24 protein-coding genes and 1 tRNA gene are annotated in these 17,196 nt (G+C 59.2%); 24 read left to right on the forward strand and 1 reads right to left on the reverse strand.

Annotated features, from left to right (window positions below):
- Positions 1-2: 2 nt before the first annotated feature.
- The 19 genes from rpsQ (at position 3) to rplQ (ending at position 10,192) form a co-directional block, all read left to right on the forward strand.
- Positions 3-263, forward strand: coding sequence for a 30S ribosomal protein S17 (gene rpsQ, locus FYJ31_RS10375; RefSeq protein WP_007055338.1), 261 nt, complete (start codon positions 3-5; stop codon positions 261-263).
- A gap of 94 nt (positions 264-357) precedes the next feature.
- On the forward strand, positions 358-726 hold the full coding sequence (rplN, locus tag FYJ31_RS10380) for a 50S ribosomal protein L14 (protein ID WP_003829893.1): 369 nt from the start codon (positions 358-360) through the stop codon (positions 724-726).
- Position 727: 1 nt separating this feature from the next.
- Entirely contained in the window at positions 728-1,063 is a 336-nt protein-coding gene (gene rplX / locus FYJ31_RS10385) for a 50S ribosomal protein L24 (protein WP_007053803.1), read from the forward strand.
- Positions 1,060-1,632 carry a 50S ribosomal protein L5 gene (rplE, locus tag FYJ31_RS10390; protein WP_007053039.1) on the forward strand — a complete coding sequence of 191 codons (573 nt, stop codon included), beginning with the start codon at positions 1,060-1,062 and terminating at the stop codon, positions 1,630-1,632. Before rplX ends, rplE begins: the two co-directional genes overlap by 4 nt.
- Before the next feature lies 1 nt (position 1,633).
- Positions 1,634-1,819, forward strand: coding sequence for a type Z 30S ribosomal protein S14 (locus FYJ31_RS10395; RefSeq protein WP_003814530.1), 186 nt, complete (start codon positions 1,634-1,636; stop codon positions 1,817-1,819).
- Between the two features lie 89 nt (positions 1,820-1,908).
- The gene (gene rpsH, locus FYJ31_RS10400) at positions 1,909-2,307 is read left to right on the forward strand and encodes a 30S ribosomal protein S8 (RefSeq protein ID WP_003829896.1); all 399 of its coding nucleotides are present in this window, start codon (positions 1,909-1,911) and stop codon (positions 2,305-2,307) included.
- 17 nt (positions 2,308-2,324) lie between these two features.
- The gene (rplF, locus tag FYJ31_RS10405; RefSeq protein ID WP_012578469.1) at positions 2,325-2,864 is read left to right on the forward strand and encodes a 50S ribosomal protein L6; all 540 of its coding nucleotides are present in this window, start codon (positions 2,325-2,327) and stop codon (positions 2,862-2,864) included.
- A 1-nt stretch (position 2,865) separates the two neighbouring features.
- Complete coding sequence (gene rplR, locus FYJ31_RS10410; protein ID WP_007053041.1) at positions 2,866-3,237, forward strand: 50S ribosomal protein L18; 372 nt, start codon at positions 2,866-2,868, stop codon at positions 3,235-3,237.
- Positions 3,234-3,965, forward strand: a complete 732-nt coding sequence (gene rpsE / locus FYJ31_RS10415) for a 30S ribosomal protein S5 (RefSeq protein WP_007053804.1) — start codon at positions 3,234-3,236, stop codon at positions 3,963-3,965. The genes rplR and rpsE overlap by 4 nt, the downstream gene beginning before the upstream one ends.
- 5 nt (positions 3,966-3,970) lie before the next feature.
- A complete protein-coding gene (gene rpmD / locus FYJ31_RS10420) occupies positions 3,971-4,156 on the forward strand; it encodes a 50S ribosomal protein L30 (RefSeq protein ID WP_007053043.1) in 186 nt (61 codons plus the stop codon).
- 2 nt (positions 4,157-4,158) lie between these two features.
- Positions 4,159-4,611 (forward strand): 50S ribosomal protein L15, encoded by a 453-nt coding sequence (gene rplO, locus FYJ31_RS10425; protein WP_008783622.1) that lies wholly within the window; start codon positions 4,159-4,161, stop codon positions 4,609-4,611.
- 273 nt (positions 4,612-4,884) lie between these two features.
- Positions 4,885-6,222 (forward strand): preprotein translocase subunit SecY, encoded by a 1,338-nt coding sequence (gene secY, locus FYJ31_RS10430; RefSeq protein ID WP_012578468.1) that lies wholly within the window; start codon positions 4,885-4,887, stop codon positions 6,220-6,222.
- A gap of 169 nt (positions 6,223-6,391) precedes the next feature.
- Entirely contained in the window at positions 6,392-6,952 is a 561-nt protein-coding gene (locus tag FYJ31_RS10435; protein WP_154536622.1) for an adenylate kinase, read from the forward strand.
- A gap of 176 nt (positions 6,953-7,128) precedes the next feature.
- A complete protein-coding gene (gene infA, locus FYJ31_RS10440; RefSeq protein ID WP_003808114.1) occupies positions 7,129-7,347 on the forward strand; it encodes a translation initiation factor IF-1 in 219 nt (72 codons plus the stop codon).
- Positions 7,348-7,370: 23 nt separating this feature from the next.
- A complete protein-coding gene (gene rpmJ, locus FYJ31_RS10445) occupies positions 7,371-7,484 on the forward strand; it encodes a 50S ribosomal protein L36 (protein WP_003808136.1) in 114 nt (37 codons plus the stop codon).
- Between the two features lie 148 nt (positions 7,485-7,632).
- On the forward strand, positions 7,633-8,010 hold the full coding sequence (gene rpsM, locus FYJ31_RS10450; RefSeq protein ID WP_012578466.1) for a 30S ribosomal protein S13: 378 nt from the start codon (positions 7,633-7,635) through the stop codon (positions 8,008-8,010).
- 86 nt (positions 8,011-8,096) lie between these two features.
- A complete protein-coding gene (gene rpsK, locus FYJ31_RS10455; RefSeq protein ID WP_003829907.1) occupies positions 8,097-8,495 on the forward strand; it encodes a 30S ribosomal protein S11 in 399 nt (132 codons plus the stop codon).
- An 80-nt stretch (positions 8,496-8,575) separates the two neighbouring features.
- Positions 8,576-9,571, forward strand: coding sequence for a DNA-directed RNA polymerase subunit alpha (locus FYJ31_RS10460; protein WP_007053048.1), 996 nt, complete (start codon positions 8,576-8,578; stop codon positions 9,569-9,571).
- Between the two features lie 99 nt (positions 9,572-9,670).
- A complete protein-coding gene (gene rplQ, locus FYJ31_RS10465; RefSeq protein ID WP_154536623.1) occupies positions 9,671-10,192 on the forward strand; it encodes a 50S ribosomal protein L17 in 522 nt (173 codons plus the stop codon).
- Positions 10,193-10,271: 79 nt separating this feature from the next.
- On the opposite strand, the gene truA is transcribed toward rplQ, so the two are convergent.
- Positions 10,272-11,183 carry a tRNA pseudouridine(38-40) synthase TruA gene (gene truA, locus FYJ31_RS10470; protein ID WP_154536624.1) on the reverse strand — a complete coding sequence of 304 codons (912 nt, stop codon included), beginning with the start codon at positions 11,181-11,183 and terminating at the stop codon, positions 10,272-10,274.
- Between the two features lie 218 nt (positions 11,184-11,401).
- On the opposite strand from truA, the gene FYJ31_RS10475 reads away from it, so the two are divergent.
- From FYJ31_RS10475 to FYJ31_RS10495, 5 genes are all read left to right on the forward strand, one after another.
- A complete protein-coding gene (locus FYJ31_RS10475; protein ID WP_154536625.1) occupies positions 11,402-13,582 on the forward strand; it encodes a circularly permuted type 2 ATP-grasp protein in 2,181 nt (726 codons plus the stop codon).
- Positions 13,583-13,786: 204 nt separating this feature from the next.
- Entirely contained in the window at positions 13,787-14,587 is an 801-nt protein-coding gene (locus FYJ31_RS10480; RefSeq protein WP_012578462.1) for a transglutaminase family protein, read from the forward strand.
- A 368-nt stretch (positions 14,588-14,955) separates the two neighbouring features.
- The gene (locus FYJ31_RS10485; RefSeq protein WP_143725024.1) at positions 14,956-16,266 is read left to right on the forward strand and encodes an ATP-binding protein; all 1,311 of its coding nucleotides are present in this window, start codon (positions 14,956-14,958) and stop codon (positions 16,264-16,266) included.
- Between the two features lie 145 nt (positions 16,267-16,411).
- Positions 16,412-16,496 (forward strand) — tRNA-Ser (locus FYJ31_RS10490).
- An 85-nt stretch (positions 16,497-16,581) separates the two neighbouring features.
- Entirely contained in the window at positions 16,582-16,725 is a 144-nt protein-coding gene (locus FYJ31_RS10495) for an integrase (RefSeq protein ID WP_154536626.1), read from the forward strand.
- Positions 16,726-17,196: the final 471 nt, after the last annotated feature.

A 17,196-nucleotide genomic window follows, 5' to 3' on the forward strand; every position in this document is an offset into this window, starting at 1 on the left:
TTATGGCTGAAGAGCGTAACTTCCGTAAGGTTCGCCGCGGCTACGTCGTGTCCGACAAGATGGACAAGACGATTACCGTCGAGCTCGAGCAGCGTTCGACCCACCCGCTGTACGGCAAGGTCGTTCGTTCCACCAGCAAGGTCAAGGCCCATGATGAACACAACGACGCCCACATTGGCGACCTCGTGAGTATTATGGAAACTCGGCCTCTGAGCAAGACCAAGCGCTGGCGTCTCGAATCCATTATCGAGCGCGCCAAGTAAGTAAAGTTCGGCAAGGCTCGCCATTTACCGGGGTGTCATGGGCAACCACGATGCCCCGGTAAATGGGGAGAACCAGCTCGGCTAAGGAGAATCAATGATTCAGCAGGAAACGCGGCTTCATGTCGCCGACAACACGGGTGCGAAGGAACTCCTCGCCATCCGCGTGCTCGGCGGATCGAAGCGACGCTATGCCGGCATCGGCGACGTGATCGTCGCCTCCGTCAAGGACGCCATTCCTGGCGGGTCGGTCAAGAAGGGCGACGTGGTTAAGGCCGTTGTCGTCCGTACCGTCAAGGAATCCCGCCGTGCGGATGGTTCCTACATCAAGTTCGACGAGAACGCCGCCGTCATTCTCGGCTCCGGCCGTGAACCGAAGGGCACTCGTATCTTCGGACCGGTCGGTCGTGAACTGCGCGAGCACAAGTTCATGAAGATCGTGTCCCTCGCCCCGGAGGTGATCTGACATGGCAGCCAAGATCAAGAGCGGCGACCTGGTCAAGGTCATCCGCGGCAAGGACCGCGGCAAGGAAGGCACCGTCAAGCAGGTGCTCTCCAACGATCGACTGATCGTCGAAGGCGTGCAGATCGTCAAGAAGCACGTGCGTGCAACGCAGCAGGGCCAGCAGGCTGGCATCGTCTCCACTGAGGCTCCGATCCATCGTTCCAACGTGATGGTCATCGACCCGGAGACCAAGCAGCCGACCCGCGTTGGCATCACCGTTAAGGAAGAGGCGCGTGACGGCAAGGTGAAGACCGTGCGCGTGCGCGTCGCCAAGAAGTCCGGAAAGGAGCTGGCATGACCGATACTACTGTCGAAGCGCCGGCCACCCCGCGCTTGAAGGTCAAGTACAACGAGCAGATCATTCCTGAGCTCGAGAAGGAGTTCAAGTACTCCAACCCGATGCAGGTTGCCCGTGTCCAGAAGGTCGTCGTCTCCATGGGTGTTGGTGCCGCTGCCCGCGACTCCAAGCTCATCGAAGGTGCCGTCAAGGACCTCACCCTGATCACCGGCCAGAAGCCGAAGATCACCAAGGCCAAGAAGTCCGTCGCGCAGTTCCACCTGCGTGAAGGCCAGGCCATCGGTGCGTACGTCACCCTGCGTGGCGACCGCATGTGGGAGTTCCTGGACCGTCTGCTGACCCTCGCGCTGCCCCGTATCCGCGACTTCCGCGGCATCAACGGCCACCAGTTCGATGGCCAGGGCAACTACAACTTTGGTCTCACCGAGCAGTCCATGTTCCACGAGATCGATCCTGATTCGATCGATCACGTGCGCGGTATGGACATCACTGTGGTGACCTCCACCAAGGACGACAAGGAAGCTTACGCGCTGCTGAAGCACCTCGGCTTCCCCTTCAAGGAGAACTGATATGGCAAAAACCGCTCTTAAGAACAAGGCGGCCGGCAAGCCGAAGTTCAAGGTCCGCGCTTACACGCGCTGCCAGGTCTGCGGTCGTCCCCACTCCGTCTACCGCAAGTTCGGCCTGTGCCGCATCTGCCTTCGTGAGAAGGCTCACCGCGGTGAACTGCCCGGCGTTACGAAGTCCAGTTGGTAAACATCGACGCTGAAGGTCCGCGGCCCGAACGCTTCTAGAAGAAGCGTGAGGGCGGCGGAAACCATAGCGAGAAAGGGCAACAAGCCCAAATGACAATGACAGATCCGATCGCAGACATGCTTACGCGTCTGCGTAATGCGAGCGCGGCCAAGCACGAAACCGTGGATATGCCGTACTCCAAGTTCAAGGCGAACATCGCCGAGATCCTGAAGCGCGAAGGCTACATCAAGGACTTCACCGCTAAGGAAGCCAAGGTCGGCCAGACTCTTGAGGTCACCCTCAAGTACGGTCCGAACGGTGAGCGTTCCATTCAGGGCATCAAGCGCATCTCCAAGCCGGGCCTTCGTCGTTACGCGAAGTCCGACTCCCTGCCGATGCCGCTCGGTGGCCTGGGTATCGCCATCATCTCGACTTCTTCGGGACTGCTGACTCAGAAGGAATGCCTCGACCGAGGCATTGGCGGCGAAATTGTCGCCTTCGTGTGGTGAGAAAGGAGAGCTGAAACATGGCATCGCATATTGGTAAGCTCCCCATCGCCATCCCTGCTGGCGTTGAAGTCAAGATTGAAGGCCAGAACTTCTCCGCCAAGGGCGCCAAGGGTTCTGACTCCTACGTGGTTCCGGAAGGCATCACCGCTGCCGTTGAAGGCAACGAGATCGTCCTGACCGCCGCTGATGACCTGCGTCCGACCCGTGCCAAGCACGGTCTGGCCCGCTCCATCATGGCCGGCATGGTCAAGGGTGTTCACGATGGCTACTCCAAGACTCTTGAGATCGTCGGCACCGGTTACCGCGCCGTCGCCAAGGGCAAGGGCATCGAGTTCTTCCTCGGCTACTCCCACACCATCACCGTCAACCCGCCCGAAGGCATCACCCTGAAGGTGACCGACGCCAACCACGTGGTTGTCGAAGGCACCGACAAGCAGGTCGTGGGCCAGGTTGCCGCCAACATCCGCAAGCTGCGCGCTCCGGAACCCTACAAGGGCAAGGGCATCAAGTATGCCGATGAACGCATCCTGCGCAAGGCTGGAAAGGCTGGTAAGTGATATGAGCGTTGCTATTCTCGGAAAAGGCAAGAAGGTAGCTCTCAAGCGCCGTCACGCGCGTATCCGCAAGCGCATCTCCGGTACCCCCGAGCGTCCGCGCCTGGTGGTCACCCGCTCCAACCGTCACATGGTTGCTCAGGTGGTCGACGATACCAAGGGCATTACCCTGGTGTCCGCCTCCACTCTTCAGGCCGACTTCGCCGGCTTCGAAGGCACCAAGACTGAGGCCGCCAAGAAGGTCGGCGAGCTGATCGCCGAGAAGGCCAAGGCTGCCGGCATCACCGCAGTCGTGTTCGACCGCGGTGGCAACAAGTACACCGGTCGCGTCGCAGCCGTTGCTGATGGCGCCCGCGAGGGAGGTCTTGCACTGTGAGCGACAACGAAACGAAGGAAACCCAAGTGGCTGAAGAAACTCAGAACACTGTGGCGACCGAATCCAACAACGAGGACCGCAAGGGTCGTCGTGGCCAGCGCGGTGAAGGCCGTCGCGGCGAGCGTCGTAACCGTCGTGAAGAAAACCACGGCGACGAGCTGCTCGATCGCGTGGTGACCATCAACCGTGTGTCCAAGACCCACAAGGGTGGCCGTACCTTCAGCTTCGCCGCACTGGTTGTGGTCGGCGACGGCAACGGCACCGTGGGTGTCGGTTACGGCAAGTCCCGTGAAGTCCCGGCCGCCATCGCCAAGGGCCAGCTGGACGCCAAGAAGCACATGTTCTCTGTGCCTCGCGTCCGCGGCACCATCACCCACCCGGTTCAGGGTCACGACGCTGCTGGCACCGTCCTGCTGCGTCCGGCCGCCCCGGGTACCGGTGTAATCGCCGGTGGCTCCGTGCGCGCCGTCATGGAATGCGCGGGTATCACCGACGTACTGACCAAGTCGATGGGCTCCGCCACCGCCGTTAACGTGGTGCGCGCTACCGTCGACGCCCTCAAGCAGCTCGAAGAGCCCGAGGAGATCGCCGCCCGTCGTGGCCTGGCGCTCGACGAGGTCGCTCCCGATGCTCTGCTGCGCGCCCGTGCCGCCGGCATTGCCGAGGCTCGCAAGGCTCGCGAAGAGGCTGCTGCCGCTAAGGCCGCCGAAGAGAAGGATGGTGAGTGATACTCATGGCTAAGAACCTGAAGATTACCCTGCACCACGGCATCGTGAACCGTACCCCGGCTCAGCGCGCCACCGTCAAGACCCTCGGCCTCAACAAGATCGGTAAGACCGTTGTCCGCGAGGACACCCCGGCCAACCGTGGTCTGGTGAACGCCGTGCGTCACCTGGTCACCGTTGAGGAGGTTGACTGATTATGGCAGATAACGAAATCCTGCAGATGCACGACCTGAAGCCCGCCCCGGGTGCCAAGAAGGACCGCACCCGTGTGGGCCGCGGTGAAGGCTCCAAGGGTAAGACCTCCGGTCGTGGCGCCAAGGGCCAGACGAAGCGTAACCACGTGCGTCCGGGCTTTGAAGGCGGCCAGCTGCCGCTGTACATGCGCCTGCCGAAGCTTCGTGGCTTCAAGAACCCGTTCAAGGTCGAGTTCCAGGTCATCAACATCGCTCGTCTCGTGGAGCTCTTCCCCGAGGGTGGCGAGGTTGCTGTGGCCGACCTGATCGCCAAGGGCGCTGTTCGTGACAACGCTCCGGTGAAGGTTCTGGGCGACGGCGAGACCACCGTGGCTTTCACCCTCAAGGGTGTTAAGGCTTCGGCTTCCGCCAAGTCCAAGATCGAGGCCGCCGGCGGTTCCGTTTCCGAGGACTGATTAGTCCTACGGGGAGCGCAATAGGCTGTGCAACCCCCGTCCGCCAATAGGTGGACGGGGGTTCCCTTTTCTAAAGAATTGTTGTTCTGAGCGCAGAGAAGTAGTCTCAACACAATGATCGTTTTGAGTATGCTTCCCCCCGTTCAGTACGACGGAGCATAATTCAGGTGACATCCGCGAGATATGACGTGGCCGAAGTAGGCACTGTAGACTATGCTCGTTCGTTAGTTTGTGTATTTCGCGTGATTGGCGCGCTATAGGGAGGAAATCCAGGTGAGGACACTAATCCAGGCCCTGAAGACCAAAGAGTTGAGGAAGAAGATTCTCTTCGTCCTGTTCATCATCATCGTCTACCGCATAGGATCGTTCATCCCGACCCCGGGCGTGGACTACAACGTGGTGAACAAGTGCATGGCCACCATCGGCAGCGCCTCCCAGGAGAACTTCATCGGCCTGGTGAACCTCTTCTCCGGCGGTGCCATGCTCCAGCTGTCCATCTTCGCGCTGGGCGTCATGCCGTACATCACCGCGTCCATCGTGGTGCAGCTGCTGCGCGTGGTCATCCCCCGCTTCGAGGCCCTGCACAAGGAGGGCCAGTCCGGCGAGGCCAAGCTCACCCAGTACACCCGTTACCTGACCATCGGCCTGGCCGTGCTCCAGTCCACCACCATCCTGGTGACCGCCCGCTCCGGCGCCCTGTTCAACTACCGCTGCGACCAGGTCATCCCGGACGGCTCCGTGTGGAACCTCGTGGTCATGGTCCTCATCATGACCGGCGGTACCGGTCTGATCATGTGGATGGCCGAGCTCGTGACCGACAAGGGCATCGGCCAGGGCATGTCCATCCTGATCTTCATGTCCATCTGCTCCGGCTTCCTGCCGCAGCTGTGGGAGATCGGCTACGGCACCAACGGCAAGAACGGCGACTGGCTGAAGTTCGGCATCGTCGTGGGCGTGCTCGTGGTCATCCTCATCTTCGTCGATTTCGTCGAACTGTGCCAGCGCCGCGTCCCGGTGCAGTACACGCGCCGCATGATCGGCCGTAAGATGTACGGCGGCTCCTCCACCTATCTGCCGCTGAAGATCAACATGTCCGGCGTGATTCCGCCGATCTTCGCCTCCTCGATCCTCGCCATCCCGACCCTGATCGCCCAGTTCGGCAAGTCCGACCAGTCCTGGGTCAAGTGGATCAACGCCAACCTGGCGAACACCACCTCCGTGTGGTACATCGCGCTGTACGCGCTGATGATCGTGTTCTTCTGCTTCTTCTACACGTCGATCACGTTCAACCCGGACGAGACCGCGGACAACATGAAGCAGTACGGCGGCTTCATCCCCGGCATCCGCGCCGGCAACGCCACCAGCCGCTACCTGACCTACGTGATGAACCGACTCAACACCGTCGGTGCCGTCTACCTGCTGTTCGTGGCCCTGATCCCGACCGTGCTGATCATGGCCCTCGGCCTCAACGCCAAGCTGCCGTTCGGCGGCACCACGATCCTGATCATCGCGGGCGTGGGCCTCGACACCCTGCGTCAGGCCAAGGCCCAGACCGAACAGTTCCAGTACACCGGCTTCCTGTTCGAAAACGTGGACCACAAAGAAGGCTGACGCCCGCTTGGCAGCGGCCGCCCGCAATGGGCAGGCGGGCGCGCGAGGAGTGGAACAGTCCAGTGGACTGTTCCACGACGGAGCAATCTTTCTTCCATATATAACTCAATAGCTCCCTTAACCAAGGGAGCCAAAACCGTATTAATAACCGACACAAAAGGAGACCACCATGCGTCTGCTCATCATGGGCCCCCAGGGCGTGGGCAAGGGCACCCAGGCTGCTCTGCTCGCCGAGCACTTCAACATCCCCACCATCTCCACCGGCGACATCTTCCGCTACAACATCAAAAACAAGACCGAACTCGGTCTTGAGGCGATGAGCTACACCGACAAGGGCGAGCTGGTTCCTGACTCCCTGACCAACAAGATCGTCAAGGATCGTCTGTCCAAGGAAGACTGCAAGAACGGCTGGATTCTCGACGGCTACCCGCGTAACGCCGCCCAGGTCACCGCTCTCGACGAGATGCTCGCCGACCTCGACACTCCGCTCGACCACGTGGTGGCCCTCGAAGCCGCCCGCGACGTGCTGCTGGAGCGTATGAAGAAGCGCGCCGCCGAGCAGGGCCGCGCTGACGACACTCCGGAGGCCATCGCCAAGCGCCTGGAGACCTACGAGAAGGAAACCGCTCCGCTGCTCGACATCTACGAATCTCGCGGTCTGCTCGTCGTGGTCAACGGCGTCGGCGACATCGACGAGATCAGCGGCCGTATCATCAGCCACCTTGAGTAGTAGGTTCGGCGGCCCGGCCAACAAGCCGGAGTGATGCCGAAATACCACATCAACGTTTCCATACCCCTGTGCGACACGCCGAGTGTTCGTACAGGGGTATGTGCGTATATAGTTGATAGTTGGTGTGTCTTCGGATATGCCATAGTAATCATCCAACGGAATAGGACTAGAGGCACATGGCAAAAGACGGTGTGATTGAAGTCGAAGGACAGGTCGTGGAAGCACTGCCTAACGCGATGTTCCGCGTTGAACTCGAGAACAAGCACATCGTGCTCGCCACGATTTCCGGCAAAATGCGTAAGAACTACATTCGTATTCTGCCGCAGGATCGTGTCGTGCTCGAAATGAGCCCTTACGACCTGAACCGCGGACGCATTACGTACCGTTACAAGTAAAGGTACACAAGAAAAGGATAACCATGAAGGTCAGCCCTAGCGTGAAGAGGATCTGCGAAAACTGCCGCGTGATCCGCCGTCACGGCCGCGTCATGGTGATCTGCGTCAACCCGCGCCACAAGCAGCGTCAGGGCTGAGAGCAGATTCTCCAGCGGCACTAAGTAAATAAGGCACTCTCTCACAGTGCTTCCCGCAAGGGAACGACACTGAACCACGGGTACGTAGGCCCGTGCCGGGTAACCGGGCGAGCGGGTGCAAGACCTACGGCAACAAGAAGGAATCGCAATGGCACGTCTTGCCGGAGTCGACATCCCCAATGAGAAGCGCATCGAGATCGCCCTCACCTACATTTTCGGTGTGGGTCGCACTCGTGCCAAGGAAACGCTTGCCGCGACCGGTATCAGCCCGGACATCCGCGTCAAGGATCTCACCGACGAGCAGCTGATTACGCTGCGTGACTACCTCGAAGCCAACTACAAGATCGAGGGTGACCTGCGTCGTGAAATCGATGCAGATATTCGTCGCAAGATTCAGATCAACTGCTACCAAGGCCAGCGTCACCGTAAGGGACTTCCTGTGCGCGGTCAGCGCACCAAGACCAATGCTCGTACCCGCAAGGGCCCGAAGCGCACGGTCGCCGGAAAGAAGAAGGCCACCAAGTAGTCGGTGGCATGATTCGGGCCACGGGATGATTTCATCCCATCGCCCGAACGTCAACAACAAAGTTCGTTACTAGGAAACGAGGGTCAATGGCAGCGCCTAAGCAAGCCGCTCGTAAGCCCCGTCGTCGCGACCGCAAGTCGGTCCCGGTCGGCCAGGCTCACATCAAGTCCACTTTCAACAACACGATCATTTCGATCACCGATCCGTCCGGCGCCGTGGTGTCCTGGGCGTCCGGTGGCGATGTCGGCTTCAAGGGCTCCCGTAAGTCCACGCCGTACGCCGCTGGTATGGCTGCCGAGTCCGCCGCCCGCAAGGCGATGGAACACGGCGTCAAGAAGGTCGACGTGTTCGTCAAGGGCCCGGGTTCCGGTCGTGAAACCGCCATCCGTTCCCTGCAGTCTGCGGGCCTCGAAGTTGGTTCCATCACCGACGTCACCCCGCAAGCCCACAACGGCGTTCGTCCTCCGAAGCGTCGTCGCGTCTGAGCACTCAGCAATACCAAATCCATCCAAAACCGCCTGACCGGTGAGTGCACCACCGAGTTCAAGCTGAAAGGATAACCACAGTGCTTATTGCACAGCGTCCGACTCTTACCGAGGAATCTCTGAATCCGCAGCGCTCCCGCTTCACCATCGAGCCGCTCGAGCCTGGCTTCGGCTACACGCTCGGCAACTCGCTGCGTCGCACGCTGCTGAGCTCCATCCCGGGTGCTGCCGTGACCTCCGTGCGTATTTCCGGTGCCCTGCATGAGTTCACCACTCTGCCGGGCGTCCAGGAAGACGTCACCGAGATCCTGCTGAACATCAAGGGCATCGTGCTCACCAGCGAATACGACGAGCCTGTGGTCATGTATCTGCGCAAGAGCGGCAAGGGCGAAGCCGTGGCTGGGGACATCACCCCGCCGGCCGGCGTCACCATTGCCAACCCGGAGCAGCACATCGCTACCCTCGCCGACGACGGCGAACTCGAGATCGAGTTCACTGTCGAGCGTGGCCGTGGCTATGTTCCTGCCCAGATGAACAAGCAGGACAACGATGAGATCGGCCGTATTCCGGTTGATTCCATCTACTCCCCGGTACTCAAGGTGAGCTACAAGGTCGAGGCCACCCGTGTGGAACAGCGCACGGACTTCGACAAGCTCATTCTGGACGTGGAGACCAAGCCCGCCATCTCCCCGCGTGACGCGGTGGCTTCCGCCGGTTCCACCTTGGTGGAGCTCTTCGGCCTGTGCCGTGAGCTCAACGCCCAGGCTGAAGGCGTCGAGGTCGGTCCGGCCCCGGTGGCCGAGGAGACCAACCCCGAGATGGCCGTTCCGATCGAGGACCTCAACCTGACGCAGCGTTCTTACAACTGCCTCAAGCGCGAGGGCATCCACACCATCGGTGAGCTTGTCTCCCACACCGAGCAGGACCTGCTCGACATCCGCAATTTCGGTATGAAGTCAATCGATGAGGTCAAGGAGAAGCTGCAGACCCTGGGCCTGAGCCTCAAGTCCTCGCCGATGGCCTTCGATACCAATAATCTCGAAGGTGGCACGTTCTTCTCGCCGGAAGACGAGTGATCTGCCTCTTTGACCAATCGTTCGTTCACTAGGCAAGCGGATGTTCGGGCATATGCCCACCTGCTTGCCTGAAGAACGGACATATAAGGAGTAAACCCAATGCCTACACCTAAGAAGGGCCCGCGTCTGGCTTCCAGCCCCGCACACGAGCGCCTCATGCTGGCAAACATGGCGACCAGCCTGTTCCAGAACGGCCGCATCACCACCACGCTGCCGAAGGCCAAGCGCCTTCGTCCGCTGGCAGAGCGCCTGATCACCTTCGCCAAGCGCGGTGATCTGCACTCCCGCCGTCGCGTGATGCGCGTCATCCGCAACAAGTCCGTGGTGCACATCCTGTTCACCCAGATTGCCGAGCAGATGGAGCAGCGTGAAGGTGGCTACACCCGTATCGTCAAGATCGCTCCGCGCGTTGGCGATGCCGCTCCGGCCGCTGTGATCGAGCTCGTCACCGAGCCGGTTGCCAAGAAGGCTGTTGTGAAGGAAGCTGAAGCCGCCGCCAAGGTTGCCGAAGAAGAGGCTCCGGCCGTTGAGGCTGAGGCCACAGAGGCTACTGAGGCTCCGGTCGAGGAGGTCGCCGCCGTTGAGGCTGAGGCTCCCGCTGACGCCGAGAAGGCCGAGTGAGCTGAATAGCTTTCGCCAAGCTAGCTGAAAGGGCTGGAATCCGTTTGGGTTCCAGCCCTTTTGCATTGTTTCATAGAATCTACAACGTACGTACGGCTCGAATGGCCTCGGCTCTTGCGGCCAGCTGATCATCGGCGGGATATGCGATATGCTCCAAAGTCAGGCCCTGCGGCGCAATCGGCCCGCTTGAGCCTTCACGCACTGGGTCGGCCATTTTACCGGCAAACCACTCCAGTGATTTGCGTCCCGAACCAACTTTGATACATGAGCCGACCAGGGACCGCACCATATTACGGGCAAAGGCATCCGCCACAATCGTGAACACTACCAGGCCGGACTCCAGCGACGGAGTCCGATATGCTTCATGCGATGCCATCGCATCCGGCACCAGGGGAGTGATCGGCGCCCGCCGCCAATAGGCGGTCTTGACTTCACGGATCGTAGTGCCTCCCGGATTCGGAGTGGCGAAGGAGCCAAAATCGTGCAGGCCGATGGTCAATGCGGCTGCGCGGTTCATAAGCTCCAGATCCAGCGCTTCATCCACGGTAAGCACGCATCCGCGCAGGCGCGGGTCGACCTCAGACGAACGATCGGCGACCCGATACACATAAGTGCGTTCCAGTGCGGAGAACCTGGCATCGAAGCCGACCGGAGCTACGGCAATGCCATGAATGACGATGTCCGGAGGCAGCACGGCCTTGAGTCTGCGGGTCAGCGCCATGGTGATCGGAATGGTCATGTGCCCTACGCAGCGATTCAGTACCTCATCGGATACATCCAGATGCGCCACTTGGTGGGAGGCGTGCACACCGGTGTCGGTGCGCCCAGCCACCGTCAGACGCAACGGTTCGGCCGCGTCATCGGCCGGCACCCGCAGCACCTTGTGCAGCGCATCTTCAATGGTGCCTTGCACCGTACGCAGATTGGGCTGTTTGGCCCAGCCATAGAATCCGCCGCCGTCGTAGGCCAAGTCAATGCGCAGTCGTGTCATAGCCATTCATTGTAACGAGTGCGGTCGGCGAGACGAGTGCGATCGGCAAGATGCGCGCGGCCGGCGAAGTGACCTGCCTGTAACATTCTCGCGCGTTTGCTGAAACGGGCCCGACTTAGGTTGTAACCATCAAACCCGGTTGCGGCTTGTGGCGCCAGCGTACGCTCGAACGCCCAACCGCTCAGGCCACAGAGCCGCCACAGCAAGGAGCAGGCACGATGATCGAATCCGCAGCACGCAGACTGGCCCATGAACTGGTGAACCGTCGTGAGGCGATCAACCGCGAACTGTCCCGCAACGGCGTACGCTTCGGCATCTACAAGAACGGCGAATACCACGACCGGCTCTTCCCGTACGATCCCGTGCCGCGCATCATCGAATCCGACGAGTTCGACGAGCTGGAGAAGGGCCTGAAGCAGCGCGTCAACGCCCTGAACGCCTATCTGAAGGACATCTATTCCGACAAGGCCATCATCCATGACGGCGTGGTGCCGGAGGAATACGTATACACCTCGGCCGGCTACTTCCCGCAGGTCAACGGCGTGACCCCTCCCGGCGGCATCTTCGCGCACATCGCCGGCGAGGACTTGGTCCAAGGCGAGGACGGCCGCTGGTGGGTGCTGGAAGACAACCTGCGTATCCCCTCGGGCGCCAGCTACCCGCTGTTCGTGCGCGACATCGAGCGCCGCATCTCCCCACGCCTGTTCCGCGACGTGCACATTCGCGACAATCGCGAATACCCGCGCCTGCTGCGCAAGGCCATGGACTTCGTCTCCACCGAAGGCATCGCCGTGGTGCTGACCCCCGGACGCTACAATTCCGCGTTCTTCGAGCACGCCTATCTGGCGGAGAAGACCGGTGCGGCGTTGGCCTTCCCCGAAGACCTCGAAGTGGTGGACAACAAGGTCTACTTCCTCGACTACGCCGGCAAACGCCACCGCGTGGGCGTGGTCTACCGCCGCCTGTCCGACGAATTCCTCGACCCGTTCGCCTTCAACCCGGATTCGGTGATCGGCGTGCCCGGTATCCTGTCCGCCTACCGCGCGGGCAACGTGGCCATCGTCAACGCGCCGGGCAACGGCGCGGCCGATGACAAGGCCATCTACTACTTCGTGCCGCAGATGATCAAGTACTATCTCGGCGAGGAACCGATTCTCAACAACGCGCCCACGTATATGCCGATGTTCGAGGCCGACCGTAAGGAAGTCCTGAATCGTATGGGAGAGCTGGTCATCAAGGATGTGGCCGAAGCCGGTGGTTACGGCGTGGTGTTCGGTTCGTCGCTGGATGCCGCCGCACGTGAGGAGCTCGCCAACCGGATCAAGGAGGAACCTCGTCGATTCATCGCCCAAGAGGTGATTCAGTTCCGCGATATCGATGTGGTGGATCCGAAGACCGGTGAGATGTCGCCGCGCAAATGCGATCTGCGTGCCTTCGTGGTCACCGGCAAGAATACGCACGTGTGGTATTCGGGCCTGACCCGCTACTCGTCCGTGCCCGGACAGATGATCGTCAACTCCTCCCAGGGCGGCGGCTTCAAGGACACCTGGGTGCTGGCACCCGAATCCGGCGTCGAGCACGAGTACGGTGCCGAAACGTATGTGGCGAACCTGCTGAGCCAGTCCCGCCGCCACTCGTTGTCGCTGGTTACCGCATCCAAGGCAGACAACCTGTATTGGCTGGGTCGGTACACCGAGCGCGCCTTCACCACGCTGAACCAGTTCTTCCCGTTCTACGATCGCGTGATGGACACCGATGTGGATGCCTTCCGTCCGTTCGCTCACGCACTCGACCTGCCCGAAGATTTCGAGGACTTCGACGGGTTCGTGAACAGCTTCTTGTACGACGGGTCTAATCCTGATTCGGTGCGGTCGGCCGTAACCTCCGCATTCAACAACGCCATGATTCTGCGCCCGGAATTGAGCTCGCGTCTGTTGCAGTACGTGGAGTTGGCGATGACCAATATCACCGATGCCGCCAAATATGCGGCCGACGCCGAGGACATCTACAAGCAGCGCGATATTACCGATGACATGCTCGCCTTCTGGGGCGGCATCGAGAACTCGCCGGTCGACCCCACGCTGAAGGCGTTCATCTTCATCGGCAAGTATCTGGAGCGCATCGACCTGTACGCGCGCTTCGGTTTGACGATGGAGGAGATGGAAGCCCCGCTTAGGAAGCTCGCCTCCTACTCGATGATCCTCGACGGCATGCCGTTGCCCAGTTGCTTCACCGATGGGCTGAGCTGGCTGGTCGGTCAGCTGCCGTCTCGCGGATATCAGGAAGTCGCCGACCTGCTGAAGAAGTACCTTGACGATTATTCCGGCCGTGTCAGCGCCCTGGCCATCAAAGACATGGGCTCACTGAGCTCCATGAACATGGATGCCAAGCGCCCCTAACCCGACGTTCGCCCTGACGGGTTCAAATGCTATGGTGGTATGGCGAAAAAACCGTGCGCCCGAGTGCCGGCCGATGCGTATCAGCAGATTGCCGGAATATATGCGTGGGCTGTGAGCGCGCGGACCATACCTCAGCCATGGCTGTAGTGTTGTTATCCCGAGAATGTGCCGGTTGCCGGCTCGTGTGTAAGTGCAGGAGACGTTGTGAAAAAACTCGTGTTCGACTATGAGATGAGGCTGTCCTTCAGCGCACCGGTCACCGATCACAGGTTCCAGCTTCGCTGTATTCCCGCCACTGGCCCTCGCCAACAGGTGATTGACGTGGAAGTGAAGATTCAGCCCGAAACTGAACTCGAAACCACCATCGACTCCTTTGGCTCCGTGGTGATGACCGGATTCATCCCCGAGCCGCACGACATATTCAGCTATTCGGTGACCGGCATCGCCTTCGTGGACAATGCGCATATCCATAAGGAAGCCTATAAACCGCTGTACCGATTCAATTCAGCGCTCACCATTCCCGGCCCGACCGTGGAGGCGATGATTGCCGTATGCCGCGAACGCTTGGCTGCGTTGCCTTCCGACGCCACTCCGGTGCAGCAGGCCACTGAAGTGATGGATGAGGTCTACAAGGCGTTTGTGTACACGCCCGGTTCCACCACGATTCGCACCACCGCCGAACAGGCCTTGGCCCAGCGCAAGGGCGTATGCCAGGATTATGCCCATGTGATGCTGTCCGTGTGCCGGCACGTGGGATTGACCGCGCGCTACATTGCCGGCTTGCTTGGGGGAGAGGGCGCGACCCACGCTTGGGTCGAGGTGTATCAGGATGGCCGATGGGTCGGACTGGATCCCACGCATAACCGGTTGGTGGACGACAGCTACATCACCATCGCCCACGGCCGCGATTACCGCGACTGCATGCTCGACATCGGCATCTTCTCCGGCTACAACGTCCAGCAGTCCCAATGGGTCAATGCCTCCGTCCACGAACAGGTGGCGTAAAGGACGAGATCCAAGCTCCCTCTGATGAGCTGAGCCGTGAAGAAAACGCCGGAGGCGTTTTTAGGCGAAGGCGAACGACGGTGAGCAAATAAAATGGCAGCTGGAAAGCTGTCCTTAATTGCGTTCGAGCTGTCGAGCGTAGCGAGACTGAGGGAGAGACCACTCAATGCAGAGTGGCCCCGTCACCGCTTCTACCACCACCAATAATCGGATTTTCGTCGTTGCAACATTCGGATTTTGGTAGTTGGGAGATTCGGATTATTGTAGTTAGAAAGTTCGGGTTTTCGTCGTTGCAACATTCGGATTTTGGTAGTTGAGAAATTCGGATTATTGCGATGGCGGACGTGAAATAACGGGAGGTGCGCGGAATGGCCGATTCTCTGGCGGGCGACATCAAGCCGAAAGCCTATCGCCCTCGTATCGTGGATGCACAGATCGAACGATATATGCGCATCTTTGGCGCGGTGGAGATTACCGGCACCAAGTGGTGCGGGAAAACTTGGTCTGCGCGGGCCCATGCAGCCAGCATTACCTATGTGGATCGCAATAACAATTTGGCTGCGGCTAAGGCGGATTCGTCATTGATGCTGTTGGGAGATAGACCTCATATCGTGGATGAGTGGCAACTCGCCCCAGCTATATGGGATGAAGTCCGTCATCACGTCGACGATGATTCCGCGAATAAAGGTCAGTGGATTCTGACCGGTTCATCCACTCCTCTCAATGAGAATCGGCCGAACCATAGTGGTGCGGGACGAATCGGACGTATCCGTATGAATCCTCTGACTTTATATGAGTCCGGACTCTCGACAGGTGCGGTAAGTCTCAGTGGACTGTTTGAACATAAGTTCGCCGCTGCAAAATCAGAGATAAGTACACAGATGTTGTTGGATGCCGTATGCCGAGGTGGATGGCCGGAGGCGGTGGCTATGCCTGTATCTGATGCACAGATTCTGATTCGGGAATACATGCGACTCACGCTGACTGAGAGTGTGCCCAAGCAAGGCAAGGATCCTGATGCGGCTCGTCGTCTGCTGGATTCGCTTGCGCGCAATATCAGTCAAGCTGTGACATTCAAAACCTTGCGTAAGGATATGTACGGTACTGAAGAAAATCTTGACGATTTCATTTCGGAGAGAACGGTATCCGGGTATACGGCCATGTTCGAGAACATGTTCGTCATCGATCCGATAAAGGGCTGGGTCCCACCGGCACGGGATCCAAAGCGACTCCAGACCAAGGCGCGTCGGTATTTTGCCGATCCTTCCATTGCGGCGGCAATGTTGGGCATGAGTCCTGCTGCTCTTATCGGCGATTGGCAGACTTTTGGGTTTCTGTTTGAGAATCTATGCATCCGCGATCTGTTGGTGTATGCGAGATCTCTCCTCGATATTGGGATAGAACCGGTTCGGTATTATCATGACGATTCCGGTCTGGAGTGTGATGCCATTATTGAATTGTCCGATGGACGGTGGGGCGGCATCGAGATTAAGTCCAGTGAGGATAAAGTCCCTGAGGCAGCGGCAAATCTATGCAGACTGAAAGGGAAACTGCTGAGAAATCCGAGTGCGCGAACCCGTGAACCGGAGTTCTTGGCGGTGTTGGTGGGGGTCGGCGAGTTCGCGTATCAACGCGATGATGGAGTGTATGTAATTCCTGTCGGAGTGCTTGGCGCGTAAACGCAATGCCAGCGCTTCGGGCGAATTCCGGGATTGTGATCTGACATGTCTCAAGCGGCATGCACTTGAGACTTGCTCAGCGAAACTCCGATTTGCCAGGTCGGCAGAATGTGGCATAATGAACAAGTTGCCATTTTGGCAGCATGGATAAGTGTCCGAGCGGTCTAAGGAGCACGCCTCGAAAGCGTGTGAGGTGAAAGCCTCCGCGAGTTCGAATCTCGCCTTATCCGCCTTTAGGGTTCCGGGTTTGTCCCGGAACCCTTTTTGTTTCTGCGAAACCTCACCTTTGAAGGGCTATAGGAACAATTCTTCCACATGCGTAGCTTCAAAGGCGTCACCATCGACGGGTTCACCAAAATGCTCGACGAGTACATGGTCTGGTACAGGGACAAGCGCATCACACTCGAATACGGGATGAGCATCATGGGCAAACGCATCGAGCTCGGGCTCGTCGCCTGAACGTGCGTGCTGTCGTTGCGAACGACCATTCAGACAACGAAGTCCAACAAAACGTCACCGCCCCCCGACTCTTCTCTTTTCGTATGCGACGCTGCAAAAAGCGGTACATATAGGATAGAGAAATTTTCGCTACTCTAGAACAGCTTTTCTATCGGCGTGTTGCTGCCTATATAGCGGAGATGGATGCTGCAGCCATGGATTGGCTGCTGTTTCTTCGATGAGCGCGATTTGTGCATAACGTTGCAATAAAGCCCTTCTCAGGCGGGGAAACAAGATAACGAAAATTTCGCCACGCGCAATGAAGTTTTATTTGCTTTTTTTTTTAAAGCCTTGTACATTGAAGAACGTACCGATGGATGAAACGGCAATGGCGACGATGTTGTTGGCAGGCTCATTCAGACGGGTTAGGAGAAAAACTATGACAAATGCAACGGCGCAACCGGATACTTCCGTGATGCGCAAGCCGAAGCG

The organism is Bifidobacterium sp. WCA-178-WT-4B, from assembly GCF_009696495.1.
Taxonomy (GTDB): Bacteria; Actinomycetota; Actinomycetes; order Actinomycetales; family Bifidobacteriaceae; genus Bifidobacterium; species Bifidobacterium infantis.

Bases quoted from the DNA above. Each gene is read 5' to 3' on its own strand.
- FYJ31_RS10395 (WP_003814530.1), top strand. From the start codon at position 1,634: ATGGCAAAAACCGCTCTTAAGAACAAGGCGGCCGGCAAGCCGAAGTTC.
- rpsQ (WP_007055338.1), top strand. From the start codon at position 3: ATGGCTGAAGAGCGTAACTTCCGTAAGGTTCGCCGCGGCTACGTCGTG.
- rpsM (WP_012578466.1), top strand. From the start codon at position 7,633: ATGGCACGTCTTGCCGGAGTCGACATCCCCAATGAGAAGCGCATCGAG.
- rpsH (WP_003829896.1), top strand. From the start codon at position 1,909: ATGACAATGACAGATCCGATCGCAGACATGCTTACGCGTCTGCGTAAT.
- infA (WP_003808114.1), top strand. From the start codon at position 7,129: ATGGCAAAAGACGGTGTGATTGAAGTCGAAGGACAGGTCGTGGAAGCA.
- rplE (WP_007053039.1), top strand. From the start codon at position 1,060: ATGACCGATACTACTGTCGAAGCGCCGGCCACCCCGCGCTTGAAGGTC.
- FYJ31_RS10475 (WP_154536625.1), top strand. From the start codon at position 11,402: ATGATCGAATCCGCAGCACGCAGACTGGCCCATGAACTGGTGAACCGT.
- truA (WP_154536624.1), bottom strand. From the start codon at position 11,183: ATGACACGACTGCGCATTGACTTGGCCTACGACGGCGGCGGATTCTAT.
- rplO (WP_008783622.1), top strand. From the start codon at position 4,159: ATGGCAGATAACGAAATCCTGCAGATGCACGACCTGAAGCCCGCCCCG.
- rplQ (WP_154536623.1), top strand. From the start codon at position 9,671: ATGCCTACACCTAAGAAGGGCCCGCGTCTGGCTTCCAGCCCCGCACAC.
- rplF (WP_012578469.1), top strand. From the start codon at position 2,325: ATGGCATCGCATATTGGTAAGCTCCCCATCGCCATCCCTGCTGGCGTT.
- rpmJ (WP_003808136.1), top strand. From the start codon at position 7,371: ATGAAGGTCAGCCCTAGCGTGAAGAGGATCTGCGAAAACTGCCGCGTG.
- FYJ31_RS10435 (WP_154536622.1), top strand. From the start codon at position 6,392: ATGCGTCTGCTCATCATGGGCCCCCAGGGCGTGGGCAAGGGCACCCAG.
- FYJ31_RS10485 (WP_143725024.1), top strand. From the start codon at position 14,956: ATGGCCGATTCTCTGGCGGGCGACATCAAGCCGAAAGCCTATCGCCCT.
- rplR (WP_007053041.1), top strand. From the start codon at position 2,866: ATGAGCGTTGCTATTCTCGGAAAAGGCAAGAAGGTAGCTCTCAAGCGC.
- rplN (WP_003829893.1), top strand. From the start codon at position 358: ATGATTCAGCAGGAAACGCGGCTTCATGTCGCCGACAACACGGGTGCG.
- FYJ31_RS10495 (WP_154536626.1), top strand. From the start codon at position 16,582: ATGCGTAGCTTCAAAGGCGTCACCATCGACGGGTTCACCAAAATGCTC.
- rplX (WP_007053803.1), top strand. From the start codon at position 728: ATGGCAGCCAAGATCAAGAGCGGCGACCTGGTCAAGGTCATCCGCGGC.
- rpmD (WP_007053043.1), top strand. From the start codon at position 3,971: ATGGCTAAGAACCTGAAGATTACCCTGCACCACGGCATCGTGAACCGT.
- rpsK (WP_003829907.1), top strand. From the start codon at position 8,097: ATGGCAGCGCCTAAGCAAGCCGCTCGTAAGCCCCGTCGTCGCGACCGC.